Source organism: Luteolibacter sp. AS25, from assembly GCF_046736275.1.
Lineage (GTDB): Bacteria > Verrucomicrobiota > Verrucomicrobiia > Verrucomicrobiales > Akkermansiaceae > Luteolibacter.
On record NZ_CP151837.1, the window covers coordinates 2,026,542 to 2,052,501 of the forward strand.

Annotated in this window: 39 protein-coding genes; 33 read left to right on the forward strand and 6 right to left on the reverse strand. The window is 51.3% G+C overall.

The features are described from left to right. Nucleotides 1–76: 76 nt before the first annotated feature. From AAGA79_RS09385 to AAGA79_RS09405, 5 genes are all read right to left on the reverse strand, one after another. Complete coding sequence (locus AAGA79_RS09385) at nucleotides 77–628, reverse strand: RNA 2'-phosphotransferase (RefSeq protein ID WP_411825536.1); 552 nt, start codon at nucleotides 626–628, stop codon at nucleotides 77–79. 87 nt (nucleotides 629–715) lie between these two features. Further along, nucleotides 716–1,831: a DUF1611 domain-containing protein gene (locus AAGA79_RS09390; protein WP_411828226.1), complete on the reverse strand. Its 1,116-nt coding sequence runs from the start codon at nucleotides 1,829–1,831 to the stop codon at nucleotides 716–718. A 270-nt stretch (nucleotides 1,832–2,101) separates the two neighbouring features. Beyond that, nucleotides 2,102–2,884 carry an NYN domain-containing protein gene (locus tag AAGA79_RS09395; protein ID WP_411825537.1) on the reverse strand — a complete coding sequence of 261 codons (783 nt, stop codon included), beginning with the start codon at nucleotides 2,882–2,884 and terminating at the stop codon, nucleotides 2,102–2,104. Nucleotides 2,885–2,917: 33 nt separating this feature from the next. Beyond that, a complete protein-coding gene (locus AAGA79_RS09400) occupies nucleotides 2,918–3,499 on the reverse strand; it encodes a hypothetical protein (RefSeq protein ID WP_411825538.1) in 582 nt (193 codons plus the stop codon). 194 nt (nucleotides 3,500–3,693) lie between these two features. Beyond that, complete coding sequence (locus tag AAGA79_RS09405; protein WP_411825539.1) at nucleotides 3,694–4,296, reverse strand: SOS response-associated peptidase family protein; 603 nt, start codon at nucleotides 4,294–4,296, stop codon at nucleotides 3,694–3,696. Nucleotides 4,297–4,431: 135 nt separating this feature from the next. Here AAGA79_RS09405 and AAGA79_RS09410 point away from each other — a divergent pair, with 135 nt between their 5' ends. From AAGA79_RS09410 to AAGA79_RS09560, 31 genes are all read left to right on the forward strand, one after another. Continuing rightward, nucleotides 4,432–4,830 carry a hypothetical protein gene (locus AAGA79_RS09410; protein ID WP_411825540.1) on the forward strand — a complete coding sequence of 133 codons (399 nt, stop codon included), beginning with the start codon at nucleotides 4,432–4,434 and terminating at the stop codon, nucleotides 4,828–4,830. A 194-nt stretch (nucleotides 4,831–5,024) separates the two neighbouring features. Then, complete coding sequence (locus AAGA79_RS09415; RefSeq protein ID WP_411825541.1) at nucleotides 5,025–5,678, forward strand: uridine kinase; 654 nt, start codon at nucleotides 5,025–5,027, stop codon at nucleotides 5,676–5,678. A 126-nt stretch (nucleotides 5,679–5,804) separates the two neighbouring features. Next, the gene (locus AAGA79_RS09420; RefSeq protein WP_411825542.1) at nucleotides 5,805–6,074 is read left to right on the forward strand and encodes a hypothetical protein; all 270 of its coding nucleotides are present in this window, start codon (nucleotides 5,805–5,807) and stop codon (nucleotides 6,072–6,074) included. 64 nt (nucleotides 6,075–6,138) lie between these two features. After that, entirely contained in the window at nucleotides 6,139–6,555 is a 417-nt protein-coding gene (locus tag AAGA79_RS09425) for a DUF6973 domain-containing protein (RefSeq protein ID WP_411825543.1), read from the forward strand. A 196-nt stretch (nucleotides 6,556–6,751) separates the two neighbouring features. Continuing rightward, nucleotides 6,752–7,288 (forward strand): HD domain-containing protein, encoded by a 537-nt coding sequence (locus AAGA79_RS09430; protein ID WP_411825544.1) that lies wholly within the window; start codon nucleotides 6,752–6,754, stop codon nucleotides 7,286–7,288. A gap of 284 nt (nucleotides 7,289–7,572) precedes the next feature. Continuing rightward, nucleotides 7,573–7,788 carry a hypothetical protein gene (locus tag AAGA79_RS09435; protein ID WP_411825545.1) on the forward strand — a complete coding sequence of 72 codons (216 nt, stop codon included), beginning with the start codon at nucleotides 7,573–7,575 and terminating at the stop codon, nucleotides 7,786–7,788. Between the two features lie 48 nt (nucleotides 7,789–7,836). Continuing rightward, nucleotides 7,837–8,220 (forward strand): hypothetical protein, encoded by a 384-nt coding sequence (locus tag AAGA79_RS09440; RefSeq protein ID WP_411825546.1) that lies wholly within the window; start codon nucleotides 7,837–7,839, stop codon nucleotides 8,218–8,220. A gap of 257 nt (nucleotides 8,221–8,477) precedes the next feature. Next, entirely contained in the window at nucleotides 8,478–9,026 is a 549-nt protein-coding gene (locus AAGA79_RS09445; protein WP_411825547.1) for a hypothetical protein, read from the forward strand. Nucleotides 9,027–9,529: 503 nt separating this feature from the next. Continuing rightward, nucleotides 9,530–9,868, forward strand: a complete 339-nt coding sequence (locus tag AAGA79_RS09450; RefSeq protein ID WP_411825548.1) for a hypothetical protein — start codon at nucleotides 9,530–9,532, stop codon at nucleotides 9,866–9,868. A gap of 145 nt (nucleotides 9,869–10,013) precedes the next feature. Next, nucleotides 10,014–10,235 (forward strand): hypothetical protein, encoded by a 222-nt coding sequence (locus AAGA79_RS09455; RefSeq protein ID WP_411825549.1) that lies wholly within the window; start codon nucleotides 10,014–10,016, stop codon nucleotides 10,233–10,235. 263 nt (nucleotides 10,236–10,498) lie between these two features. Continuing rightward, a complete protein-coding gene (locus tag AAGA79_RS09460; protein WP_411825550.1) occupies nucleotides 10,499–10,879 on the forward strand; it encodes a hypothetical protein in 381 nt (126 codons plus the stop codon). 190 nt (nucleotides 10,880–11,069) lie between these two features. After that, complete coding sequence (locus AAGA79_RS09465) at nucleotides 11,070–11,573, forward strand: hypothetical protein (protein ID WP_411825551.1); 504 nt, start codon at nucleotides 11,070–11,072, stop codon at nucleotides 11,571–11,573. Nucleotides 11,574–11,622: 49 nt separating this feature from the next. Next, nucleotides 11,623–12,210 (forward strand): hypothetical protein, encoded by a 588-nt coding sequence (locus AAGA79_RS09470; protein ID WP_411825552.1) that lies wholly within the window; start codon nucleotides 11,623–11,625, stop codon nucleotides 12,208–12,210. A gap of 183 nt (nucleotides 12,211–12,393) precedes the next feature. Beyond that, on the forward strand, nucleotides 12,394–12,684 hold the full coding sequence (locus tag AAGA79_RS09475) for a DUF2164 domain-containing protein (protein WP_411825553.1): 291 nt from the start codon (nucleotides 12,394–12,396) through the stop codon (nucleotides 12,682–12,684). 109 nt (nucleotides 12,685–12,793) lie between these two features. Continuing rightward, nucleotides 12,794–13,108 (forward strand): hypothetical protein, encoded by a 315-nt coding sequence (locus AAGA79_RS09480; RefSeq protein WP_411825554.1) that lies wholly within the window; start codon nucleotides 12,794–12,796, stop codon nucleotides 13,106–13,108. 110 nt (nucleotides 13,109–13,218) lie between these two features. Then, nucleotides 13,219–13,413: a hypothetical protein gene (locus AAGA79_RS09485; protein ID WP_411825555.1), complete on the forward strand. Its 195-nt coding sequence runs from the start codon at nucleotides 13,219–13,221 to the stop codon at nucleotides 13,411–13,413. Beyond that, nucleotides 13,350–13,814, forward strand: a complete 465-nt coding sequence (locus tag AAGA79_RS09490) for a penicillin-binding transpeptidase domain-containing protein (protein ID WP_411825556.1) — start codon at nucleotides 13,350–13,352, stop codon at nucleotides 13,812–13,814. The genes AAGA79_RS09485 and AAGA79_RS09490 overlap by 64 nt, the downstream gene beginning before the upstream one ends. 328 nt (nucleotides 13,815–14,142) lie before the next feature. Further along, a complete protein-coding gene (locus AAGA79_RS09495) occupies nucleotides 14,143–14,622 on the forward strand; it encodes a hypothetical protein (RefSeq protein WP_411825557.1) in 480 nt (159 codons plus the stop codon). Between the two features lie 353 nt (nucleotides 14,623–14,975). Continuing rightward, complete coding sequence (locus tag AAGA79_RS09500) at nucleotides 14,976–15,425, forward strand: hypothetical protein (RefSeq protein WP_411825558.1); 450 nt, start codon at nucleotides 14,976–14,978, stop codon at nucleotides 15,423–15,425. A gap of 316 nt (nucleotides 15,426–15,741) precedes the next feature. After that, a complete protein-coding gene (locus AAGA79_RS09505) occupies nucleotides 15,742–16,353 on the forward strand; it encodes a hypothetical protein (protein WP_411825559.1) in 612 nt (203 codons plus the stop codon). A gap of 113 nt (nucleotides 16,354–16,466) precedes the next feature. Beyond that, complete coding sequence (locus tag AAGA79_RS09510; RefSeq protein ID WP_411825560.1) at nucleotides 16,467–17,018, forward strand: hypothetical protein; 552 nt, start codon at nucleotides 16,467–16,469, stop codon at nucleotides 17,016–17,018. A gap of 49 nt (nucleotides 17,019–17,067) precedes the next feature. After that, nucleotides 17,068–17,406, forward strand: a complete 339-nt coding sequence (locus AAGA79_RS09515; protein WP_411825561.1) for a hypothetical protein — start codon at nucleotides 17,068–17,070, stop codon at nucleotides 17,404–17,406. A 565-nt stretch (nucleotides 17,407–17,971) separates the two neighbouring features. Then, on the forward strand, nucleotides 17,972–18,490 hold the full coding sequence (locus AAGA79_RS09520) for a hypothetical protein (protein ID WP_411825562.1): 519 nt from the start codon (nucleotides 17,972–17,974) through the stop codon (nucleotides 18,488–18,490). 197 nt (nucleotides 18,491–18,687) lie between these two features. Beyond that, entirely contained in the window at nucleotides 18,688–19,110 is a 423-nt protein-coding gene (locus tag AAGA79_RS09525) for a hypothetical protein (protein WP_411825563.1), read from the forward strand. Between the two features lie 110 nt (nucleotides 19,111–19,220). Beyond that, nucleotides 19,221–19,784: a hypothetical protein gene (locus AAGA79_RS09530; RefSeq protein ID WP_411825564.1), complete on the forward strand. Its 564-nt coding sequence runs from the start codon at nucleotides 19,221–19,223 to the stop codon at nucleotides 19,782–19,784. Between the two features lie 413 nt (nucleotides 19,785–20,197). Then, nucleotides 20,198–20,509, forward strand: a complete 312-nt coding sequence (locus AAGA79_RS09535) for a hypothetical protein (RefSeq protein WP_411825565.1) — start codon at nucleotides 20,198–20,200, stop codon at nucleotides 20,507–20,509. A gap of 80 nt (nucleotides 20,510–20,589) precedes the next feature. Then, nucleotides 20,590–21,120: a hypothetical protein gene (locus tag AAGA79_RS09540; protein WP_411825566.1), complete on the forward strand. Its 531-nt coding sequence runs from the start codon at nucleotides 20,590–20,592 to the stop codon at nucleotides 21,118–21,120. Between the two features lie 122 nt (nucleotides 21,121–21,242). Further along, nucleotides 21,243–21,650 carry a hypothetical protein gene (locus AAGA79_RS09545; protein WP_411825567.1) on the forward strand — a complete coding sequence of 136 codons (408 nt, stop codon included), beginning with the start codon at nucleotides 21,243–21,245 and terminating at the stop codon, nucleotides 21,648–21,650. 52 nt (nucleotides 21,651–21,702) lie between these two features. Further along, nucleotides 21,703–22,194, forward strand: a complete 492-nt coding sequence (locus AAGA79_RS09550) for a hypothetical protein (protein WP_411825568.1) — start codon at nucleotides 21,703–21,705, stop codon at nucleotides 22,192–22,194. A gap of 197 nt (nucleotides 22,195–22,391) precedes the next feature. Then, nucleotides 22,392–22,880: a hypothetical protein gene (locus tag AAGA79_RS09555; protein WP_411825569.1), complete on the forward strand. Its 489-nt coding sequence runs from the start codon at nucleotides 22,392–22,394 to the stop codon at nucleotides 22,878–22,880. Between the two features lie 54 nt (nucleotides 22,881–22,934). Continuing rightward, nucleotides 22,935–23,330, forward strand: a complete 396-nt coding sequence (locus AAGA79_RS09560; protein ID WP_411825570.1) for a hypothetical protein — start codon at nucleotides 22,935–22,937, stop codon at nucleotides 23,328–23,330. A 198-nt stretch (nucleotides 23,331–23,528) separates the two neighbouring features. Here AAGA79_RS09560 and AAGA79_RS09565 read toward each other — a convergent pair whose 3' ends face one another. Further along, a complete protein-coding gene (locus AAGA79_RS09565; RefSeq protein WP_411825571.1) occupies nucleotides 23,529–23,975 on the reverse strand; it encodes a DUF5069 domain-containing protein in 447 nt (148 codons plus the stop codon). 125 nt (nucleotides 23,976–24,100) lie between these two features. On the opposite strand from AAGA79_RS09565, the gene AAGA79_RS09570 reads away from it, so the two are divergent. Together AAGA79_RS09570 and AAGA79_RS09575 are read left to right on the forward strand one after the other, a co-directional pair. Continuing rightward, the gene (locus AAGA79_RS09570) at nucleotides 24,101–24,682 is read left to right on the forward strand and encodes a TetR/AcrR family transcriptional regulator (RefSeq protein WP_411825572.1); all 582 of its coding nucleotides are present in this window, start codon (nucleotides 24,101–24,103) and stop codon (nucleotides 24,680–24,682) included. Next, on the forward strand, nucleotides 24,669–25,907 hold the full coding sequence (locus AAGA79_RS09575; RefSeq protein WP_411825573.1) for an NAD(P)/FAD-dependent oxidoreductase: 1,239 nt from the start codon (nucleotides 24,669–24,671) through the stop codon (nucleotides 25,905–25,907). The genes AAGA79_RS09570 and AAGA79_RS09575 overlap by 14 nt, the downstream gene beginning before the upstream one ends. The last annotated feature ends 53 nt before the right edge of the window (nucleotides 25,908–25,960 follow it).

Genomic DNA, 25,960 nt, shown 5'->3' on the forward strand with positions numbered 1-25,960 from the left:
CATTTTTACTAGGCCACTCCCACTTTCCTTTCGTTCGGTTGGGAAATGACCACTTATCCAAATCCCTTGCCAACCATCAGGAGGAAAAGCGCTGATTCAGATAATCCGGCGGCACGTGCTCCGTCAGCCACACACCGTTTTCCGCCTGATAAAACTTATATTCGTGCCGCACCATCGCCTGTGCCCCCACCTCCAGCACCACCGGCTTCCCATGCCGTGCGCCTACCTTTCGCGCAGTCACTTTATCCACACTCATATGCACATGTTGACGCGCGCCCTTGATCAGTCCCTCACGCTCGATCGCCCTCATACATTTGGCTACCGTCCCGTGATACAGCCACTCAGGCGGTAATTTCTCCTCCAGTTTCAGATCGATCGCCACCGAGTGCCCTTGGTTCGCCCGGATCGCACAACCGTCATCGGAAATCCGGAACCGCTGCTTGTCACTCCCGGCCACCACCTTCTCGATCAGCCCCCTGTCCACCTGCTTGCCATCCCTGTTCAGGCACTCGATCAGCTCTTCCATTCCCGCCCAGCCATTTTCATCCAGCTGCAGCCCTATCGATCCCGGATCATGCCTCAGCACCAGGCTCATCACCCGGCTGATTTTTTGCTCGAATTTACTCATGTTCAGGATTCAACACAGCCCCTCTCCAGGCAGCCACCCAGCTTTTCCCACCAATTCTCCACAATCAATCCCATCCAGGAAAAATTATCAGTCGGAGGCATTTTCACCCAGCTCGGGAAACGCCTCCAGCACCATTTCCACCAGCCTCTCCGTCGATCCTCCCAGCGCATCCGTGCACGGGATTCCCAGCTCTTTCTCATAACCCCCGATCGCCACGGACACCTCTGCATCCGTCATATCCTCGTGATTGAGCGTCAGCCCAATCACCTTCGTTTTGCTGAACATCTCGATCAGCGCGATCTCGGAGGCTGCGGTCGGCATCGGAGTATCGGGGAAATCACAGAGGTGCTTTCTCGCCGGCGCATGTTGGAGAATCACCCCCTGCGGGCAACTCCCGCGTAGGATGAAGCTGGAAGTTGAATAAGCCGGATGACTCAGCGCCCCCTGCCCCTCTATTAAAATCACATCCGGGGCCTCCTCTTCTTCCGCCTTTAGGATCACCGCCTCCAGCTCACCCGCGCAGAATTGGGCAGGCACCGCATCCATCGCCAGCCCATAGCGAGCTCCCTGAATCACTGCCGTCTGACCCGTGCCGATCAGCACCGCATTGATACCCCGCTCCTTCAGCGCCGCCGCCAAGATTGTCGCCGTGGTCCGCTTTCCAATCGCGCAATCCGTCCCCAGCACCGCGATCCGCGGGCAATTCACCTCCGATACCCGCCCGCTGAACGTCCTCAAATCCTTCTTCTCACGCGGCTTTCGCACATCGCGTATGCTCACCCCGGCCTCGTGTGCCGCTGCGATAAACTCCGCATCCTCTGTGAGAAACTCGTGCAACCCGCACACCAGATTCATCCCGTGCTTCATCGCCTTCAGCAGCATATGCCTTTCCTCCATCGAGAGCATTCCGCTCAGAGGTGCAATCCCGTAGATAAAATTCGCAGGCGTGCTCCCCGCATTCACCAGCGCATCCGCCAGATTCTCACAGATGGGTATCCCGTTCGGCACCCCGTCCAGCACTTCCCCCGCATCCTGCCCGGCCTTCCCGCTATCGATCACCGAAAGGATCTCATATTTCCCGGAGTGACGCACCAGCCCGTTTGCCGTCTTTCCATCAATGCTGCCGAAGCTCCCCTCACAATAAACCACCGCCGTCACCGCATCGATCTTACCCATCGTCAGAGCCATCTTCGCGGACTTCATTCTCGGCGGAGCCTGAGGCAGGATGGGTTGTGGATCATTGAAAAATGAAAAACCGCGGGCATTTTGTTTCGGTGGCATAAATTTCTTCTCAAGCAAAGCTCGGAGGAGACTCCCCGCACCGCAATCAGCCGGAATTGACCGAACGCCAGCTATGGGAGCCCACCACGATAAATTGGTAAGAGAGCCTTCTAGCTCATTTTCCCCGCGAAGATAGGACTACTTTTTCTTATCGTGAAATCTCCCCTCTATCCACCCCGCCCGGCACACGCCCTACTTCTTCATTCGCACCCGGTAGACCGTATGCGTATCCAGCTTCTCCCCCTTCACCTCGAATAGATCAATCGCGGAAAACAAATCACTCAGTTTCTTGAAACCATACGTCCGGTGATCGAACGGCCCCTGATTCGTAATGTGGGAGCCCACCGGCCCCAGCGCTGCCCATCCTTCTTCGTCAGCAGCAGCCTTTACCGCGGATCTCAGCGTATTCATCAGCTTCGTATTTCCCTTCAGCTGCCTCACCGGCACCGATTCAGCCTTCCCTCCCGCCCCGGCGGCAGCCTTGTCGGATTTTCCCGCCACCTTCGCGCTACCGCCATCATCCAGATAGAGGAAATGCGTGCAGCTCGCGATAAAAGGCTCTGGCGTCTTTTGATCGCCGAACCCTATCACCTTCTTCCCATCCGCCCGCAGCCGCTGGATCAGCGGTGTGAAATCACTGTCCGAGGAAACCAGGCAAAACGTTTTAATATCCTCCTTCGTGTAGAGGATATCCATCGCATCAATCAGCAGCGCCATATCCGTCGCATTCTTCCCCTTCACCAGATCGAACGATTGCATCGGCTGGATCGCATAGCCGTGGAGCACCTCTATCCATCCGGAAAGCCCCCGCTTCGTCCAGTTTCCATACGCCCTCCGTATATTGACCACGCCATGGCTCGCCAGCTCGGAAATGATGAAATCTATCTTCGCCGCCGGTGAATTATCCGCATCGATTAGCAGGGCAATACTGTCTTTCGGAGTCTCCGTCATAATATGCCGTCCATCATCCGCCATGGCCCGGAACTTTCGAGGAAAATTATCAGTTTCCTATCGTCTCCTGCGCAGGGAAACCAATAGACCCAGCGCACCCATCACCGCCACACCGGGCTCCGGCACCGCACTGATCCGGGAGAAAACCACCCCATCCCCCACAGCCTCCCGCACCCGGAACCTCACGAAATAGGTGTCCGAAGGCGCGGTCGCGAAACTGGCCACATCCAGCGTCACCTCGTTCACTGTCGTATCAAGCCCCAGAAGATTCACCTCCTCCACAAATGAGATTCCATTGAAATACACCGCCCATATTCCCCACTCACCCGCATTCAGCAGCCGCTCCGGCACCACCGTCAGCTGTCCCTCGGTCATCAGATCCAGCCGAACCGTCCCACCGCTCATCCAGTCCACGAACCGGTCCACATTCACCTCCGCGGAAGTAAAAGCCACCTCACCAGCCCCCACCACTTCCAGATTGGACGACGTAGGCGTCCCGAAGTTCGAAAGATCATCCATCGTGTCGATCACCGCCCCGTGAGCACACATCCCCATCAGCAAGGGAGCCGTCCACGCCAGAACCCTCGCCCCACGGAATCCGGAGGAGAAATCAATGCCCAGCACTATTCGTAAACCCATCAAATCAGTCACAGATCACTTTTTCGCGAGAATAAACACCGACCTAAATTTGTAAAACCAGCATTTCAATAACCCTATACCTGAAAAGCCATCCTCCTTGCAAATCCCCCCCCATTTAACTTCTGCCATACACCTCATAGCCTCAATTCACGAGGACCCGGATGATACTCTATCAACATCAGACAACCCACATCCTAGAACAATTCCCCCTGCACCGGCGGCGGCGCCTTCCCCGTCAGCGGATTCACCGCATCCCTCACCTCCAGCAGCCCCGCCGCCGGGTGGAACTCCCACATTCCCCCATCTAGGAAAACCCCCGTCTCCTCCTCGGAAAGCACCGCCGGCATCCGGTCGTGCACACCCAGCGCCGCACCGCGCGGCTCGGTGGTAATCATGCTGAAGCACCTTCCCAGCTCCACATCCTCCTCCCAGATCCCCGCGATCCATAACCATTCCCCCGCCGGACTCTCGAATCTATGCGTTCGCTTCGCCCCCTTCGGCCCGCTCCATTCATAGTAGGCAGCCGCCGGTATCAGGCACCGCCTCTCCTCCATCGCCTCCCTCCACATCCGTCCCTTTAGCTTATCCTGTCGCGCATTCACCACCGCATTGCTGAATTCCCTGCGGAAACCCCAGCGCATCTTCACCAGCCCGCCATCCAGATCCACCACCGAAGCCATCAGCGTCGGCCGCATCAGCCGCCTTTCCTTCACCGCCCGCAGTTCCTCCACCGCCTTGCGGGAAATCCTCTTCGGGAAATTCACGCCCTTTTTACCGATTTCATACGCCGTGCACATCCCCGAACCATATCCACCTTGGAAAATTCATCAAGCCACTGCGGAAATAGACCCCTTTCTCACCTACTACACCAGTCCATCGAATATAGATCTTCCCACCACCGTCATACATCCTCTATTATACCTATTAGAGAAATGAAAACCCTTGTCCAATTCAGGTCCGATAAATTTCCCGCTTACATATATGAAGAGGAGGAAATCAAACCGGGCCTCTGGGGCAGCCGCCTCGCCGACTACCTCGCCGCAAATCTCCGGAAAAAGGGAATCAAAGCAGGCGAGCCGGTAGCCAAGGACTGGGGCTTCTGCATCCCCATTGATAACAACGAATTCCCGCTCTCCATCTGCTGCGGACATCGGAACGGCGATGATGACGAGTTTCTCTGCTTCACGGACCCCGCCACCCCCACCATCCGCAAACTGCTCTTCTGGAAAATCGATGCCACCCCGCGCCTCGAGGAAGTCACCCGCGCAATGGACGAGATCCTCACCTCCGATCCCGCCATCCGGGAAATCGAATGGATGAAACCCTTCTGAATCCCCCGGAATGCGGATCGATTAAAAGAAATGAACGATGGCATTGCCCATCCAATGGAAAGTGAAGAGATTCGGAAAAAACAAATCCATCCGGGCGACTGACCCACCGCGGGGCAACCCGCCATGACGATTCAAAGACCTTAAACCCCGGAGCCGGATCACTCAACCTCTCCAGCCCGGTAAAATCCCTACATATGCACAAAGAAAAAAGAACATGCGACGAGCTGATCAAAGAGCTCTCATCAAAATTTGATTCACTGCCCGAAAATCGCCAATACTGGATCGGACTCGCCGGCGGCCCCGGCAGCGGCAAAAGCACCGTCACCGGGAAACTCAAGGCAGCTCTCGGCGACAAGATCGATGTGATCCCCATGGACGGTTATCATTACTACCGTTCCGAGCTCGACCTGATGGAAGACCCCATTGAGGCCCACGAAAGACGGGGCGCGCCATTTACCTTTAACGCAGAGAAACTGGTGGAAGATCTCACCCGGGCCCATGAATCGGGTTCCGGACTTTTCCCGGGATTTGATCACAGCAAGTGCGATCCGGAAGAGCGGAGCGTCAGCCTCGCACCCGGCAAGAAAATCGTAATCGTGGAAGGAAATTACCTCCTTCTCAGCGAAAGCCCGTGGAATCTGCTACTCCTTGATGTTTTCGATGAGGGATGGTTTCTCTACGTCCCGCTTGAGGAGTGCAAAAGGCGCGTCTTGAAACGCCATCATCAGGTCATGAAAATGACCAGAGAAGAAGCTATGTGGAGAGTCATGACCAACGATGGCCCCAATGCCGAGCTAGTGACCAATGAATCAATCCAGAACGCGCACAGAGTCATCGAAATCCAGTAGAGCACTCCTTGAGCAGACATAGCATCCACATACATTCCCATATATGCGGACCACCGGCTTTCGCGGACAGGAAAAGATAGCAACAGCCTCCCCATGGGGCTGAGTAATTAAGACCCAAAAACACCAATGGCTGTAGCAATTCTATTCATTCCCCTGGCAATAATGCTGCTGTGGCTCTTATCCATCCGCCCCTATTGCCGGCGCAATGGCAAAGGCTACACCCCTGGCGCAAATATCGGAGTAACCTTTTGGGTCGATTGGCAGGAGGCCCAGGAAATTGCCAAAGTAAAGGACAACCGCAGCATGATCTTGATATGCCGCATGGTTTTCTGGCTCCATATCCTAGCTGTCGCCACCATCGCCTACGCAATCTTTTCTACTATTCCGAAGCGATAGCAAATCCGGATATATAGATATCCTTTATTTCCGCCAGTTCCCGGAGAAACAAAACAAAGCTAGTATGAAACGGAAACTTTTACGCAGAGCCTTTTTCCTCGCTGTGATTCTGCTCCTCTATCCCATCTGGGTCATCGGCTTCACTTGGAGCCACGTCTCGAAATCGGACTTCGAGGGCGGCAGGCACGGCCAGCTCGATGCTTACCGCCACGCACTTGCCAGCGCTACCGTCTCTAACACCCTCGGCGAGTGGGCCGTTACCCTCACCACACTCATATTCGAATCCCGCGGAAAGGAATCCAATGATATGGACATCCACAACAATCGCTTGGGAGCAGCCATTGGTTCCAATACCAATTCCTTTCGCGACATCGAGCCCGCTGTTCACCGCGCGGTAGCCGAGGGCCGGGTTTTCTCGAAAGACCCCACCACGATAACCTGGCTCCCACCCGCCAAATGGCGTCATGGTAAATTCTGGTAATCGGCAGAGAAAGCTCCAGAGTGATGAGTCGGCCTCTTTCGCTGGATTTCCGACTCTGCAACTACTCACCCCGGACACGGATCGCACGACCAACATCGGAAAGGAAACCTTTCATCGTGATTTAAAAATCAACCTCTGCGCCGGGAAAGTCACAATCGACGCCCTTCAATCAATCCCCACCCCTTTCTCCAAAAAAATGAACCGAATCCTACAAGCCACCAACTTCGCCGCTCAAAAGCACTCCCAACAACGGAGAAAAAATGCCGAATGCTCCCCATATATCAATCACCCCATAGAAGTCGCATCCCACCTCTCATCCGTAGGCGGCGTCACAGATGAGGACGTATTGATAGCAGCCCTTCTTCACGACACCATCGAGGACACCGAGACCACACGCGATGAAATCGCCGCGACCTTCGGCGAAAACGTAGCCTCCCTCGTAGTCGAGTGCACGGATGACAAAAGCCTCCCGAAAATGGAACGGAAGCAAAAGCAGATCGAGACCGCACCAAAAAAGACACCCGGCGCGAAAATGATCAAGATCTCGGATAAAACCTGCAATCTCCGCTCCCTCCTATCCGACCCACCGGAGAATTGGCCACAATCACGCCAGTATGATTATTTCCTCTGGGCGGAGAAGGTCGTCTCCGGCCTATTAGGTCACAACGAGCCTTTGGATCAGCTGGTCACCCAGATCCTGGCGGAAGGCCTCGCCACACTGAAACCCGCCTAACCCCCGCGCAGATCAGCCGCCCCGGCCTCGCTTCAGCGGAAGATGGTCCCCAGCCTACCGATTACCGGCTTGCTTTCCCTCAGTGCCGGCAAAGCCGCATCGGTCACATCCCGTTACAAGCGGCACATCAGATCCGCACCTCCTCTATAGGCCGGTTTCTCCCCCTTCGCCGAAATATTGGGAGTGAATCGTAAATTGTGGTCACTCACGATCGATGATCGCTAACCGCCTTAAAGGATCACTCAGCCCGCTCAGGGCTAGACGGTGAGAAATCCGAGTTTCATATGAGAGCTATAATCTCAGCTTTAGCGTCGGTTGGTGACGATTTTTTTGCCTCCGTTCTAGCAACGCGAAGCGGTCATGTACAGCAGAGTGAAGAACGCTTCGTGTCGCGGGTATGGAAATACAGTAAATTGGAATACCCTAAGACGCAGGAAATCTACGAAAAGCACAAGCAGAGCGAGGCGGAGATGGCGACGCTGAAGAAGCCGTCTGATTAAATTCGAGCTTCTCACCGGCTGCGTAATTCATACAATTTTCCTCACAAAATGAAATCTCTGCTAATGATATTCCTCTCGTTGGCGCTGGCAGCTTGTTCGAACTCACCTTCTAGATTATTTACCAGCACAGATTTCACAGTCGATAATGTAATGGGCGGATCAATCGTCGACCAGAAAACCGGCGAAAAAACTTCACTTAATCGACAAGAGATAAATAAGATATTTTCCGCGTTAGAGAATATGAGTGAACCTAGAACTGAAATCTTCAATCACACTCATACGATCACATTTCTCAAGGGAAGCTCTTTGGAATCGCAGAAGTTACGGTTTGTTGTCGGTAGCGAAGGTGGAGGTTATTTTGAGCACGGCAATTCAAGAGGAGTCCATTTTTATTCGAGCGGTCTTGAACAAGTCATTTCCAACTATGAATAAACCGGGAAGTAGAACAAGATGCCGCAATGAAATTGTGCCACTGGCCCGCCGTCTAAATAAATTGGGGGTTTCCACCGGCGCGACAGGACTACAATCTACAGAAAATAGAGATGCGCACCCTACTTTCCATCGGAACTGCACTACTCGCGTGTTGGCTATGCGGCTGCAACAGGCAGGACAATTCCAGATCAAGTCTGAAGGATTTGGAGGACCTGCGAATCGAGGCACCAGCAATGGTCGCCAGACCTCCTGAAAACTTGGATGAAGCTCTAGCCATACTCATGGCGAATTTGAAACCGGAGCGGAGGTCATACATTGAAGCTGGCGGCGAAGAGTTTGCGTTTTGTGCGATTGATGACTCAGTCCTACCGGTCGGCCAGCCATTACTTGATTGGGTTCCGCCACTTGTGCCACGCGACCAGCCTCTGCCCGTTTACGTTCCTCATTCCCCTCTAAAATATTTTTTTCTTAGATTGGGAATCTATCATGACGAAGATATGTGGTTGATCATTAATACATCGCTATCTAGGAAGGTCCGGGGTGAGCCTATAGATTTAGACAGTCAAGTTACAGAACTTCGACGCGATTGGGCCGCGCAAGACATAATCGCGCCTTTGGATTTGAGCTGCCCTCATTGTGGTAAGGAGATGCACATTGGCTATGAGGGTGATGGCGTGTCTGCCGAGAATCAAAAAAGGGTATATTTCTCTGGTCATTGCCCGGACAGCTCGGTGTTTTACTTCTACCACAAGGACGGCTGGATACTCGATGAAGAATTAAAGAAGGCTAACACCACCTCTCCCTAGCCGTCTTGTTGCCTACATTTGCATTAAAATGAATACCTTACCAATTATCTCAACATTTCTAGTGGCGATTTGCTTTGCAGCACTGCTCTACTGCTCAAAAGTGGCTAACTCAATCAGTGACTATCGTGAGACTATTGCTAGAGACTCCGACTTTACCGATGCAGTTCCACTTCTCAATGATGCAGCGCTGAAGAACCACTATGCTGCCGTGCTTCTTCTATGCGCAATGCCACTCTTCGGGATACTTCTTAAGGAATCTTTTCGAGCGCGCAGAATTCAAGATCCCAGTATGAAGGAGAAGAAACAAAAAACGCCGAGACGGTGCCACTAGCCCGCCGTCTAAATAAATTGGGGGTTTTCACCGGTGCTGCTCTCCTCTAACGTTCGCCACGATAGATCTGACTCTAAATTAAAAATATATGAAAATGATAATTAAAATAATTTCAGCGATGTTAATCACGTCAAGTTCAGGATTCTGTGAAAGAAAGACAGAAAGTGTCAAAGTGATAGAGAAAATCGATTCCGCTTGTCCAGAGTGTGGTGAAAATCGTGCGAATTGTAAGACCAGAGGCGGCCCCATCGAAGGCATTGATATTATCCCTCTGGCTGGCAACAAGGGAGACGTAACAGAACTCGAGATTGGCTTAATCAAAATGCTTTTCGAAAAAGCACAGCTGGATTTCCTCCATGATAAGAGAAACATCGAGGGGAACGAACTGGAGAAAGAGTATAAACAATACCTTCAGAAACAAGTCTCCGATCTTCACGCCAAAAACGTTAAAAAGGTAAAACTTTTCAATCAGGATCAGCAAAAATCGTTGAAAAATCTCCAAGCCAAATAAAGCGAACAAGGCAGCTCACCTTTCCCACTACCCAGCAATTGGTCCGGATTTATTGAATCCTCCAAACATTAACTTCTTCGATATTGCATCGCGGTAGTGGGTGAATTACTTTCCACGTTGCGCTAGGAAACTAAAACCAAAGATTATGGGACCAATAGGAATGCCGGAGTTGATAATGATTTCTATGATCGCCGTCATGGTGGCGATGGTGGGAGTTCTTCAGTTCTGGTTTATCTGTAAGAAGGCCGGCCTCTCCCCGTGGCTATCGTTGGTCATAATTATCCCCTTCGGAGCACTCGTTCTTCCATTCATTCTGGCATTTATTGAGTGGCCCTCGCTGCAGCGCGATAGATCCCGACCTACATAGCCTTGATTCCAACTATCAGGAGCATTACCTCAAGGCAGTCCTGAGATTACTTAAACCACAAAAAAGGAATAAGTAAAACAATTCAGATTAGGCCATATGGGCTACATTTTTCAGCATCTCCGGCGGTAGTGGAGCGTCTAAAGCACTCTACCATAGAATTTGAGCACTATGATAACCGCAAAGGAGGCCGTCTGGCTAATTCGGGACGTGCTCGCTGCGCCCAGCACTTCACTTTGGATGCTCAACCCAGAAAAATAAAAACGGTGAAATATACATATCTCCTTTTGACCTTCCTGTTTATAACAGCGTGTAAGAAACCGGTCCTTGATGGTGACTATGAAACTCGAAAGGTCGAGGTCATGATCACCCACAAGGGCGGTGGTGGGGGTGGCGCGATAGACACCGATCGTGGAGTGAGCGAGAGGCGTATGACTTTTTCCCACGGCGGAACCGGAAGCGTGAAGGAACGCTACAAGGTGACGAAGGTTACCACCACGGGTTTCACCCTGGAGTATCACATGATTATTGAGAATCCGATAGGTTCCGAGCCTCGTCCGTTCTCTGGTAATGTTTTGGTTCCATACGAGGATAAGATCGTCCACCCCATCACGGACGATTATACACTCACCGTTTGGGTGCCTTAGATCAATTTTCCGGGCTAGCCGAGGCACCGCAACTACCGCAGCCCTGGCCTGTGCGAACACAGGCTCGGACCATCCGCCAAGAAATATAATATAGGGAGAACAAGTCAAAGAAACAGGACAAGGTTTCTGACTAAATTAAAGCTTCACGTGGGCGTTGCCATTCCTATAACCTTAGACAAATATTTTTATTATGACGCGTTTCCTTTCCATTGCTTCCTGCCTTCTCTTATCCGGCCTTGCATTGGGTGAATATGCAGTAGGGGAGGACTACAACATTGCCAGGGAGCCCTCTTCCTGGAGCGATCCTGATATGAGAAGACTTGAGTATCAGCTACTGTATTTGATGCAGACTGATATGGACCTCAAACAACTTAGCCGGTCTCGCCCACAAGGATTAACTAGGCAACAGACCATCAATCTGAGTAGGGCCATTGGAAATATTGATGAAGTTCTCGTTAGCACCTACCCTGGGGCAATAGCGCATTTCAAGAAACAGCGGAATCCGGCGTTACTTAAGATGATGCTCGCACATTACTTCTTATACATCAAATCCGCGAATGAGGCCTGGCCACCGACGATTGCCAAACTGGCCGAACTGGATCCCCAACTGGCCAGCAACGTAGCCGAAGAAGTAAAGAACAAGCGGCAAGAGTTGAAGCAAGATCCGGTGGCCCTGGCCAAGCCATCCGAGTGAATCCGTGACTCTAATGATACAGAACCCCTCCTTCCATCCACGAAAAGTCATGAACATCAGACGTGCTTGTATCTTCGTTATGCTATTAACAGCTACTTGCTTGAAAGGTGTGGAAATCGAGGAGCGGACCGTTAATCTCGAGGAACTTGCCTCGGCTCTCGGTATCCGCCCTTATTGCGCGGACCTGACGCTATCCGGTAATTTATTCCCGCGCCTGGTGGCAGAAATAAAGGATCAGGACGGGAAAATCCGCGAGACCGCCGTGACTCCGGGAGGTGGCCCATATGATCTATACCGGATCAGGGTATTCTTGTTTGAGAATGCGGAGTCACGTTTACCACAGCGCTTAATTATCAATTTATCTGCCGACGACAATGTAGCTGGTAACGCCTTCATCGACTTTCCCAGCGAAAGCCGGTCGGCAAGAACCTCGACACGCACAATCATGCCTGAATCGGATAAATGGTTTTACGAGGTCTGGATCAGCGCTCCCGATTCCCCGAAGGGCATCTTTCGGGTACGGCTCAGAATCGAGACAAGCGCCACCCCCTACCCTCCTCCCTCATCGCGTCTGGAATTAATACCTGATGATCATGAAGAATCAAAAGAGCCGTTGCCCGACAATCCATCCGAATAAATCCGGCCTCCACACGGAACTATCGTGCCCCGGCTGGATACAGCCGGAAAGCATCACGCACTCGGTCGTGGCCAGAAGCAGCCAGGATCCCGTTCGAGAGTAGAACCCATCGATAAGACAGGCCGTCTGGAGAAATCCCTCTTTTTCCGGCGGTGCCGTTGCTCTAATGTGGGCCTACAGAATATGAAGATACAGCTACCCGATATCAAAAAAGTCGAGGCCCTCGAATCTATCCAACGATTCATGTCAGAAGAGATGGATCAGGATGTGAGCGAGATGCAGGCAGAGTTTGTATTGAAATATTTCATGAAAGAGTTTGCCCCTTTTGCATATAACAAAGGCATTGAAGATGCTCAGAAATTCCTATTGATGAAAGCAGAGGATCTTGGAGGAACTTGTTTCGAGCAGGGTCTGACCTACTGGGAAAATCCCAGGAAAGGATCGCAGGCTGTTCGCAGGAAGCCCGGTCACTGAGGCACGGATGGAAAAATCTAACCGTAGCCGGCAACCGCTGCCAGCCTCCGTATTGGCGGCGTTTCCTCATACTGATACCGGCATCAACACCTCAAACGAAGCCCCGGAAATGTCCAACCCACCAGACCTTGCTGACGACTACTCTATCCGGGGTTGGCTGGGATGGGCGGCGGGATCAATTAAACGGCCCGCACCCGAGCACCTCCTCATCCCGTTGGCACTGATCGTACTGTTCACCAGCTACGCTAGCTGGCGGCTCGATCTCCCATGGGAAAATCCACCCTCGGCTCAGATCACGACCTTCGAACCACGTTCGATCAAGTCTTCGCTGCTGCGGAATGGATCGAGAACCATCCCCATCTACGGTTTGATTCTATTGATATTCCGGAGCCGGACCAAAACCTCGCAAACAATCGAGCAATAAAGATCTGGAAAACCGAGGCTGAAACAACCAGCGGGCGCTGCCCCGGGTCAGGCTACGTGATTGATATCGAGCTTTGCAGCGGGGGTGCTATTTGCAAAATTCTTTCCCTCATGAAAATACGGCGCAAAGCGGCCACCCTCGCCACCACCATGGTCACATTCGGATTCGCCGTGCTGGGTGGCACCGTCTCGGCGGCGTGGAAGGAGCCGCTGAATTTGACTGCTTTTTCAAAGAAGAAGGCGTGCAAGGCACTTTTGTTTACCTCGATCCGGATACGGGAGACTACATCGGTTACAATCCGGTAAGGGCAGCCACGCGGTTCGTCCCTGCTTCTACATATAAAATCCCGCACACGGTCATTGCATTGAGCGAGGGAGTTGTGGCTGATATCGATGAAGTAGTCCCCTATGGAGGCAGGCCACAGCCATTCGAGGTCTGGGAGCGGGACATGCCATTGAAGGAGGCCCTTAAGTTATCCAATGCAGCAGTTTATCAGCAGGTGGCAGGGAGAATCGGGCTGGAGCGTATGGACAAGAACATCCGCAATCTCTGCTACGGGAACATGAACATCGGTAACGATGTGACAACCTTCTGGCTGGATGGCCCCCTGAAGATCACCGCACTGGAACAGATAAGAGTGATCCGCGATCTGGTTACCCAAGACCTGGGCTACCCGCCTGCGGCTATCGCGGCAATGAAGGCATAGCGCTGGAGAAAGGTGAAATCTGGAGCCTGTATGAAAAAAGCGGATGGCAGAACGCACCGGACCCGGGGATTGGCTGGTGGGTTGGCTGGATTGAGATGGGCGGGAAGAATTACTTCTTCGCTTTGAATATTGATATTTCCGCGATTGAGGATGCCGGGAAGCGGGAAAAAATAGTAGAAGGCATGGCCGCACGGCGATGACAACCCGGATGATATATCACAATTGACTACTTTCCCCCGGCCCGAGCGGATATTATAGCCCACGGAACTAATTCATCAAATTCAAGGCACAAGACCGGCCCCGCCATTGCTCCCACCTCCACCCTTAAATGAAGATTCTACTAATGATTGCTATCCTTTCCGGAATCCCCGCGAGCAATGCGGAGACACCTAGAGTGATAGTTCACCTGCTGGATCACACAGGCAAGCAAGAGACAAAATCGAAGTTTTGGATAGACTGGAGCAAGACTTGGCGCGGAGTTGTTGAAACCAGGGAAGCCTCCGGGGAAGAATCACTTAGAATTATTAAAAAGCTAAAGGAAGCCCTTCTGAATGTGGAAGCCATCCACTTCTGCGGGCACGATCCTATTTACGGGATCGAGGCGATCGATACAGACGGCCAGCGGCTGAGGACGATTCTATGTTTTAGCTGCCTCACATGGGTAAGACCGAAGCAGCGGCTTTGCATCGCCGGGGGGCGGGGCAAAGACAATGAACTCTGCAAAATGCTGCGTGAAGTCATAGAGCTCCCCGAAGAGATGCTTGCAGAAGACACTCCATCTGGTGGTAGCAGCAAAGAAGACCGTTAAAGCGGCGATAGCGAAGCCGGAAAAAACCTCCGATTAAATCTGGAATTTTACCCGTGATCTATAACCAATGGCGGCACTTCCACATGGGATTCACGACAAAAACGGATCTCAATTCACTGCCTAATACGGACTATTACATTAATTGCAGGAACCGCTCCTTTCCCTGAACCATCGTCAGCCCCGCTCTTAAGCTTGGGATCCCGGCTTATATAGCGTGACGCCGCGGAGCCAAATAGGGCTAAGGTAGGACAAGTCGCACGAACAGGTGGAATCCATAGGAAAGGGAAAGAACAGACTGCTGGATTCCGGGCTTCTCCCCTGCCCCCCAATCCGTCTAGGTTTTATCCGGCACGATGATCACACACAAAAAAGACACACGGTTCTCCGGCTTTGGCGCTTTGCTCGGCAGCACCCTGGGCTTTAGCGGATGGATGGTTCTCACTCCGTTTGTCGCCGGTTGGCACATCGCGGGGATCGCCGCAGGGCTTGGGTGGGTGCTTTTAATTCTCCTTTCCCTGCCCCTTCTATGGCGGAGAAGGAAAGTGATCGGGCAGTTCCGGATGCAGATGCTACAGCTCACCGTTGCTTTCATGGCTACGGGTGGCTTTCTCCTCACCGCGCACCGCATGCGCCTTCCGCTCCCGAGATCATGGCCACCGCTGGTGACCACTGATGCAGCTGGATGTGCCTGGATACTATTGCTTTTCCCGCTGCTCGGCGTGCCCGTATGGCTAAACCATAGGCAGGTGAAGAAACACGCATCGCCATCGCCATCGCCATCGCCCTCCGGCCCAATCGGCTAAGGAGCCTCCGCCCATCCCACTGTCCTAATTTCCGCAGAAAACACGGGGAGTATCACACTCACAGCCCCCCTCCCCGAGCGCCTACTAGCCACCTACAAACCCCCGAAATTCCCGGCGGCGGGAGCACTTACTAGAATCCTCCCTCGCAAACCATCAAAACAAACATCCTCCCTGCACTGTAATAGGGACGTCTCACAAAGCCCGCAGAGAGATGGTCATATACCTATATTTCTCTAGGTCACTCAAAGATTAGTTATATCCAAAGCTAGCTTTGCAGCTGAACCAAAATACTATTTTTGCAAAGAAAATACCAAAAATGAAAACAAGTGTCGTAGCAACCATATTGGTCACCACCATCATCGCGACAGGCTTCTGTGTGGAAGAACCTCTCCAACCGAGCAAGAGCGAACTGCAGTCGGGATGGCTCAGAAGCTGGAGATCGAGCGCGGTTGGTTACGGAACTAGTGGAGTCAGATCCCCATTTGGTAGATACCTACTACTTAAGAACGAAAGGTCTATTTTAGCATTGAAGCTGGAGAAGAACCATCCCTTACCTGATAAGTCTTCTCCTTCGTCCGACTATTCGTGGATATTGTATCAAAACACGAATACTTTTGACCATGAGCCCGATAAGTTTGAAGAGGTTCAGGAAGGGACATTCACCACAGATGAGAGATCGAACAAACGAACCATTAACGTTGGCGGATTTAGATGTAAATGGTCAGCGGGCGGATGGGTATATTTCCCACCAGAGCATCCAAATTTACAGATGTCAGTGACCGAGGCGACGGAGAAGGATGAACTTAAAGGTTTTAACGTTGAATGGATGAGTAAGGACTCAATAGCTGAGAAAATTGCCGCAGATGGCACTCTCACCGCCGTGACCGAACTGATTGACTCTCAGGCACCTGGCGGCGCTGCCAACTGAATAAAACGAAGGGGCAGAACAATGCGGAGATGGCGACGCCGAACTCCGCGTCTTATTAAATTCGGGAGTTGACCGCGGCGCGGCTGTCCTATGGCGTTCTATCAAGAAATTCCATGAATCCAGGCTGGCAGATTTCAAAGTTCAACTTTACTGACGACGATGGCTCCCTGCCGAGTATCGACTTAAGTAACCTTTCAGGTGACGGGCTCCGTTCGATTGCGACCCATTTCTTCAACTCGGGCATGATTGCGACGCCCGATGCGACAATTTATGACAACATTAGTGAACGGAATCTGAGTCTGTCCGAAGTCGCAGATCCAGTCGGTCTAGTCATTTCAGGAAGGGTTTCTACGTTTCATTGTTGCTTCGCTTGTTTGAGCTGGCGCAATGTAGAACTTCCCACGCTTGGCCTTTTCGTTTCCCCCGATGGTGTCGATATCGATTACCGAATGGGGAGTGAATGGTCGCCTGATTCCGTTGATGCCTTTTTTAGGCTGATTTCGCACTTCATTTCGCTAGAGCCAGACGTTGTCGTAGAATCTGGCGAAGTTCCAGGCTTGCCGTTCCCGGGACGATTCGACGAAGCTCTTGATCACTACGCGCCTAATCGAAAAAGAAGACAGAACAAATCTAAAATGGCGACTCCGAGGAAGCCGTCAGATTAGATTGGGAGTTAACACGGGCGACGCCGATCCTATAACTTCGTACAAAGAAATGAAACCTAGCTTTGGAGATACGGTGCGAATTCTACCCTCGAGCGAAACTGATTTAAAGACGCTTAGTGGAAGAGTCGGTAGTGTCTACGGAGAGACTACGCCTTCAGTGACAGGAGTTGAGGTGGTCGGCGATTGTCCGAATGACTACGCTCTGAACGTTCATTTCGATGAATTGGCACAATCATTCTGGTTCGCACCTGCCTTGGTCGAATTCGTCGATCACAAGACAGGATCTGAGCTGAGCCTCGATGGTGTAAACAAGAAGTGGATTCGAAACGATTCCAGCGAATGGGAAGAGAACAGCTCCAAAAAGCCATGGTGGAGATTCTGGGCTTAAGAGAAGCACAGTGCCAGAAACAACAAGCAGAACGAGTCGGAGATGGCGACGGCGAGAAAGCCTTCTGATTAATTTGGGGCTTCACACCGGCGACGCCATTACTATAACTTTTCCCTAAAGAATTTACCAACACATTAGGCTACTTCCGTGTACTTGATACTTTTCCTTATAATTATCGGAATTGCACTAATTCCGCTGTACTTTTGTCGCAAGTCTTCGAGGCTATATATCCCGCTCTGGTGCGCCTATAGCTTGGCAAGTCTAGCGGTATTTGCGACAGGAATTGCGAGGGTCATGGGCTTTGAGCCGCCCAAGAATCCCCAAGATGGCTTTCCAATGTCTCCTATTGGCGATGCAACCGAGGCAGACTTAATGCTGGCTGCAGCGATATTGCTGTGCACTCCGATTGCACTCTACCTCTCAACCATCGGCCTTCCATGGGCATTTAAGAACTGGCCTCCAAACCGAACCAAGTAGGAAAACAAGCCGCCGTTGCCAAACCCGCCGTCTAATTAAATCTGGTCTTCACCCCGGCGCCGCCATTCCTACAATGTCAGATAAGAAAATGAAAAATCTACTTATAGCCGTCATCTTTACTTGTATATCCGCAGTTTGTTTGGCGAATGAAGATGGAGAGGAACCGAAGTGGTCATTTCTTGGCGACGATGACGGTCTCAGATATTACTTCGGCGAAGCACAACAGGTAATTCTGCTGTGTATTGTCGCAACCGATCTTGAGGATATTCGCCCGCCATTTGCTACAGTAGTTCATAGAGCGACCGTCGTCAGAAGCCTCAAGGGCGACTTGAAAATTGGAGATAAGATCGAAGTGACCTTTGCGACCGATAGCTTGCCTACCAATAAGGAAGACAGGGAAAAATTTATCATGCGAGCACACGAGTCGGCTCAAGGAGATTTAAGATTTGCATTCTTGTCGGAAGGCGAGAAGCCGCGATTCTCCACAGAATTCCTTTTTGTTCCCAAATATACCAGCGAGATGGCAGTGTTTCTCGATAGTATCAAAGAACCGCAAAAAAGGGAGAACAAGTCGGAGATGGTGGCTCCGAAGAATCTATCTGATTAATTCTGAGCTTTCCCCCGGCGGCGCCAACGGCCAGGATTTTCATGCAACTTTTTGATAAAGGCGAGAAAGGCGGCATATAGATTAGGTTTAGGAACAAAGATGTCGGACTAAAACAGTTTGCAACCATACCGTTCGCCCACGCCGCCTTTTGAGCGACTGATACCGAATTTTTGAAACCCGAAACATTATCCAAAGAAATGAATTTACTCACTGTTCTAGCCCTAATCCTCACATCTTGCACCGCAGTGATTGCTGGAGGCATGTCATATAAAATCAAGATCGTCTCTTTCGAAGAGAGTCAGCCAGATCGTTATACCATGACATTTCAGCGTATCGTCGAAGATAGTCAGCAACAACAACCAGAAGTGACTCTGCGGTTGAGGCACAATGAACATTACTACTCCAAAATAGACGCACCGCTGTATACGAAAGACACTTACCACCAGGCGATTCTAAATTTACAGAGCCATTTCAAGAAAGGAGAAGTCTTTTCTCTTGGAGCTATGGGTGGAGCTTGGGGTATTCCAGTCAAGGACACCGAGAATGAATATTGGGTCCAGACGGTCGCGAATATTGAAGAGGATAACGGAACGAAAGTCGTTTATACTTTCAAGGAATGACGAAAGGCCAACAAGGCGAAGGGCCGATGCCAAACCATCTCGCTGATTAGATTTAAAGTTTACACCGGCGTGGATATCCTATCAAGTTTAGTAAAAGAATCTCTATTCAAATGAATACATTAAGAATGCTATTGATGCTTGGAATGTTGTCTTCATACCTGAGCGCATCTGAACCCGAACTTCCTGGCTCTAGCTTGTTTTCACATCCCGGAGCTTTCTTTCATGTGTCCGGCCCTGGTTGGAAAGGTGGAGGTAAAGTCATCGAGAATAGACAACGTCAGACCAAGCCGACTGAGGGAGAATGGGTTTTTCGAAGTGGATTGGGGAAGGATGAGCAGGGAGCAGGAAGTCAATCGATTCGATGGCACTTTATAACATCCACAGAATACGGAGACATTTATGTGGTGACCTTTGAGGATAATGATCACCGTATAACGACCGTTCCAATAATCTACGACGGGAAGAAACCGATGGTATTGAACCACAACAAAATGCGCTTCGAAATTTCCGGATCGGCAACGTCAACTGAAGGCGAGCAAGCCGCAACTATGGGCGGCGATAAGCCTGTAAATCAATTCGGAGTCCTGCGCGCCCTCCGCCAGTGCATATACGTGCGTCAGAGAGAATGCATCGTTTCAAGTTCGCGCTCTCCATTCCTGGCATGGTTTTCCTAGCGCAGTTCGTGCATGCTTTCGACACACTCCCATCGTCAGATCCCAAACCAGTGGAATGGACAGTCGAGCGAGCCTAGTATCTCTATCCAATATTCACGATATGAAGACGGAATGGATAGTCGACCAATTGAGTTCTTCGAAAAGCGTCACCGATCACAAGCCCCGCTTTCCGAGCGAATCGTAGCGCACTTTCGACACATATAACGTTCTACAAATAAGATGAAGATATTTATCATGCTAGCCTTCGCATTCGCAGTTCCTGCTCTTGCGGATTCACCACTACCACCGCCCTCTACCCATACTATCCAGAGCGCGAATAATGGATTCGAAGTAGTATCCGACCCGCAAAAGGGTACCAGATCATAGATTTGTCATCGTCGAAGGTACTCTGGACGCTACCTGACTGGTATCGAATGGCATTTCTTTGTGACGATGGGCGACACTTTATTACTGCCTATGGCGGACTGAATCTCCTTCCACTGAATTACAAGGGTAGTGACGTGTTGCTGACGTTCTGGAAGGATGGAGAGCTAGTCAGAACCGTCACGGTTGATGAATTGATTCCGGATAAGAAGGTCCTCCAACGCACAGTTTCACACTACAGTTGGGGTTACATCTCAGGGGTTACCAAGACCGGGCTTCTCGAGGTAATCCTTGAAGATGACCGTAAGCATTATTTTGACCCCACGACTGGGCGACGTGCTGAGCTCAAAAAGAAGCCCTGATAAAGAAATAAAGCGCACCGAGATGAAGATACCGAACTAATCTTGGCATCCGACGCTAAATCTATAGAAATGAAGATTCTATGAAACTTATCAAAGCCATCGCTACATTTTTATGCCTCGTTGGAACTGCTCTCGCCGCAAAGCCAATTCAATATCGCGTGGAATTCACCTACGATGGTATGGATCCGAAGTGGTTATCAGACCTTTCCGATGAGTCCAGATCCAGAGTGACGATAGAGAATGGTTTAATGCCATTTTTCCATGCCGTTGTGATACCTGACAAGACCGCAACCATTCAATTGCTCGGCGAGGTTCCCAATGTCTCGGGTGAGAATGTGTTATGCGGCATAGTTGTGAAATTTACTACGGTAGCATTCGAAGATGGAGTGAAGATTGCTGGAGAAAGCCAGTTCAAGCGCAGGATACCAAAGCCACTGGATTCATCGGCTGCATTCGCAGCATTTGAGAGTGAAGAAGCTGCTTTTAATGGAAAAGTTCCATTCGATAGGCCCACTGTAATTTGCTCTACCGGCGAGGGCGAGAACAGGACTCTACTAACGGCAAAGGTTGTCGCCCTAGATGCAACTGGGAAACCAATCAAGAAGCCGTAGATGGTATCTTCATACCGTCCGTCTAACTGCAATTAAGTTTCACCCCAGTGCCGAGGTGGCCAACTGATTGACTCCGAACTTTAGGAAGGACGGCCATTTCCTTCGATTCTTCGCTAAAAATAATGACCCAAGGCTTAAAGCATCGATTGGAGCTAATAACCTTCACCGCCATCGCATGTATCGGAGCGTTTTATTGCTCGAGCAGGCATTTTTGTAACTGCGGACATTTGGCGCACGGAAGTCATAAGAGCAGCGAGGCATGGATTGTGGATGGGATATGGCTTTTTTCCCTCGTAGGAGTGGCAGTTCTAGGCATCAGGGATAGATTCCATGGTGCACGACCGATAGGCATTATGGGGGCACTCCTGGTGGTAGTGATCGCCATCTCAAAATCGCCGCTTGATGGGCTGGATGCCTTCGTTTTGTTCATACTTTTTAGCATACAGGCTTGGGAGTTGGTTAAGTTCATTTTGAAACAGCGAAGGGAAACAAAAAAAGTCGCAACCGGCGGCACAGAGGAATCCGTTTGATCAAATTCGAATCTTTTCTCCGGTGGCGCGGTATCTATACGGTGCTCGTTAGATGATCCGCATTGTAGCCACCATATTGATTTTTCAGATAGGCTTGAGTATAGCGGCGATTCATTGGTTGAGCGGGGAAGCTTTCATCTCGATCAACAGGAAACATTTGGATGAAAACAAAGAGATTGTAACCCAAAGGTATGTTCAGACGGTGAATGAGAAAGGGACGTTGCTATTTGGCGCACGTGAAGAGGCTCTGAAGTCCCACCACAGGATACTGAAACTACCGGAATGGAGTGGAAATTTCTCTTTCCCTTCCGAAGCTATTTCCTCCCCTCCCGCCACGCGTGATTATCGAATCGGGGTTAACATCACCTCTCACGATAAAGGCGCATTCAAGGCGACATATCTGTTCATCCGGATCTGGCTAATCGAATTTCTGACCTGCTTCTTGGTGGCATCGCTATGGTTCGATAAGTGGCTCACTCCCTTGTTTAGGCGTATTCCGCGATCCAGGAAAAAGAGGAATCACAACCCGGCAGCGACGGAGTAGAGCACATTGTCTGATTGAGTTCGGGCTTTCACCGGCGCCGGCATACACCAAATACTTTATCAGAAAATGAAATCTTCCCGGGCACTCGCGCTTGTAATTCTACCGGTGGCTAATATCGCTGGTTCGCCCCGCTCTGGATGCTCCCTCCCCTTTTCTCCAGACTTCAGATGTCCCGCAATATATAACACCAGACGAAAATGAAAACTCCACTATATCTAGCAATCCTAGCCATGCTGGTATTTGGCAATTTCTGTGTTGCTGATTCCGAATTCGTTCCGCTCAAGGAGGGCGATACAAGGGTCTCGGAGAGTCAGAATGATCACGGAGGTATAACGCTGAACAGAATATGGAAAATCGATGCCGACACAGGTTGCATCGAACGAATCGTGATGAATGCGGATAAGACCGTAAGAGGCCGCGTGATTACAACTTTCCGTAGCGGGAAGCCTATAATGTCTCTCGCATACAAGGGAATTGCTTATCCTTGGTTCACGGAGCATTGGACCTGGCTGGACGAACGAGGCCATACAATCGAGAGACGTTCATTTGACGGTGAACTAATAAACCAAATAATTTTCCCTTCTGAGGAGAACGGTGTAGTCAGAAGCCTCGATGCGGAAGGCAAAGAGATGTCGGACGAACACTACAAAGCTTTATCCGATGAGGTCGCCGATATCCTATTTTAGTTGGATCGGACAACTGGTTCATCTGCGCCATTCTCATGAAATTCTGGAAGATATATGAAATTCTATAAGCCTCTCATCTGTCTCGCCGGGATCGCATTGCTAGCAGCCATCTGGTATCTGAATCGTCCGGAAAGGGCTGCCCCGTTCACGCTTTCCATGGAGGAAATAATTACATCGCTTGAGTCAATGGATGGAAAGGTTGTCGCGATCTCTATTACTGATACCAACGCAAAATATCGTTGGCACGGGGAGGTCACCGTTCCGTATAGTGCAAACGAGGAGGACGAAGGAACGGGCTCTACAGGAATGACGAGGGCAGGTCTATCAATGAGCTTCCCAATTGCGTTCGATCATTATCATGTAATCCACATTTACGATGCTTCGGATGGCGGTGCGCTGATCGTCGGGCGGAAAATTGCAAAACAGGAAAACGCTGCGGATAGCAGATAAAGAAAGGTGAGGCCTATGCTATACTGGTATTTCAAGATCACCAAATAGGGTTCATCCTTTCAGGTTTGGAATGTTTCCATGATTTCTGTTTCAGGGATCAGGTTGAGAAAACAACTTGGCCCACCCCACACCCGGGTAGCAAAAAACGCCTCCGGGAGTGAACCCGGAGACGTCTTTGATCAAAAAAGGAAATCCTGATTAGATGCGGCCTTCCTCGATATCATATACATCGAACCAGTAGTAAACCTGTTTACCCTCCGGGATGAATTCGTCGATATAGTCTTCAAGGAATACCTGAAGCTTCACTTCCATCTCACTGATCCGCTTGTAGCGCAGGCTATTGTTCCAGAGAATGATCTCTTCCTCGGATTTGCCGGAGCCATTCTCCTTGATCCATGCGGCAACCGCATCGTCATCCGCGCCTGTTGCCACGAATTCCTTGAACGCATCCGGGGAGATTCCCGCGAACTCGAGGAAGACTGTATCGAGCGGGCAGTTGAAGTGATATTCACCCGCTGTACCGGCAACCTCAGCGCGGCATTTGTCGAGCGTGCGGCCTGCTACCACGTAGCCACCCACTTTTGAACGCGGGCTGCGTGGAACTTCTTTTGTAAGGTCTAGTGCTGAAATTTTTGTATCTGACATAAATGTTTGTTTGGTCGTTGAATGATTCGCTTTTGAACGAACTCAGGAAAATAACCGGCAAACCTACCCCGTCAAAAATTATTTTTGAATAATCGCTCAAAAACCCTACCTTTGTTCACTCGCACATGTCCCGACCGAAACAATTCATCGAAGAAATAGCACTACAGCAGGCCTTGGAGACCTTCTGGCAGAAAGGCTACGCCTCCACCTCTATGAGTGATCTTGCGGAATCCATGAACCTGCGCCCCGGTAGTATCTATGCCACCTTCGGCTCGAAAAAAGAGCTTCTCCTCGCCTGTATCGATAAATACGGCTGTGAGAATTTCGAGAAACTCAAAGAGCTCCTGCTCGCCCCCACGCCGAAACGGGAGACCTTCTGCGAGCTTTTCCAGAAAGTCTCTCTGGAGAGCAACGAACCCGCCCCAAGAGGCTGCCTCCTCGTGAACATCCTGCTCGAAGTCGCCAATCTGGACCAGGAAATCGGTAATCTCGCCAAATCACATCTGGAGAACACAAAAAACCTTTTCCGCGATACCCTCCAGCAGGCACAAACCACCGGAGAGCTTTCGGACGGGAAATCGGTCGAATCCCTCGCCCCGTTTCTCATGTCCACCATGTTCGCCCTCCGCGTCATGGCCCGCGCCCGCGCCAGCCAGCAGGACCTCCAAGCCACCTACGAAAATTCACTCACGCATGTCTTCTCCTGAAAAACGACGCGTCGCCATCATTGGCGGAGGCGCCGCCGGTTTCTTCTCCGCCATCACTGCCGCCGAGGCGGATCCGGACTCACAGGTCACCATCTACGAGCGCGGCAAACAGCTCCTCTCGAAGGTAAAAATTTCCGGCGGAGGCCGTTGCAACGTCACGCACTCCTGCTTCGATCCAGCAGAGCTATCCAAGCGCTACCCCCGGGGTTCCCGGGAACTGCGCGGCGCCTTCCACCGCTTCCAGCCACAGGATACCATCGCATGGTTTGCCCAACGCGGAGTCACCCTCAAAACCGAGGCCGATGGACGCATGTTTCCCGATACCGATAGCTCCCAGACCATTATCGACTGCTTTCTCAAAGCCGCCCGGACCGCCGGAGTCATCGTCAGGACCGGAACCGGCCTCAACGACCTCACCCGATTGGAGGAAGATACCTTCCAGCTCACCCTCAGCGATGAAACCACGGCCATCGCCGATAAAGTCTGCATCACCTCCGGCTCACTCAAGGCCTCCCCTATCACCAGATCCATCGAATCACTCGGCCACACCATAGAGCCACTCGTCCCTTCCCTCTTTTCTTTCAACATCAAAGACTCCCGCATCGAGGGGTTAGCGGGGCTCTCCGTCCAGAACGCCAGCGTCAAAACCATTCCGAAAAGTCCCGCTCAGGTCGGCCCAGTCCTTATCACTCACCGTGGCCTTAGCGGCCCGGCCATCCTCCGCCTCTCCGCATGGGAGGCCCGGAAATTCGAGCAAAACTCCTATCACCTGGAAATCTCCATCAACTGGCTGGGCAACACCTCCCAGAACCAACTCCGCGATCAATTCGCCTCCCAGAGAAGCGCTTCCGGGAAATCCCTCGTAAAAACCAGAACCCCGGAGGGAATCCCCCGCCGCCTCTGGGAAAGCCTGCTCCAGGCAGCGGAAATCCCACCGGATACCCAATGGTCCCAGCTACCGAAGGACCGCGAAACCGGCCTGGTAAATCAACTCACCGATTCCCGCTTCAAGGTCCAAGGCAAGACGACCAACAAAGACGAATTCGTCACCTGCGGCGGCGTAAAGCTCAAGGAAATCGACTTCCGCACGATGGAGAGCAAAAAAGTCCCCGGGCTGTACTTTGCGGGAGAATGCCTCGATATCGACGGCATCACCGGCGGCTTCAACTTCCAGGCAGCCTGGACCGGCGGACACATCGCCGGACTGGCGATGACGTCTGATTAGAAGTTCTCCGACGTCTGTCAGCATGCAGAATGCTCTCTAAAATAGAGATTAAA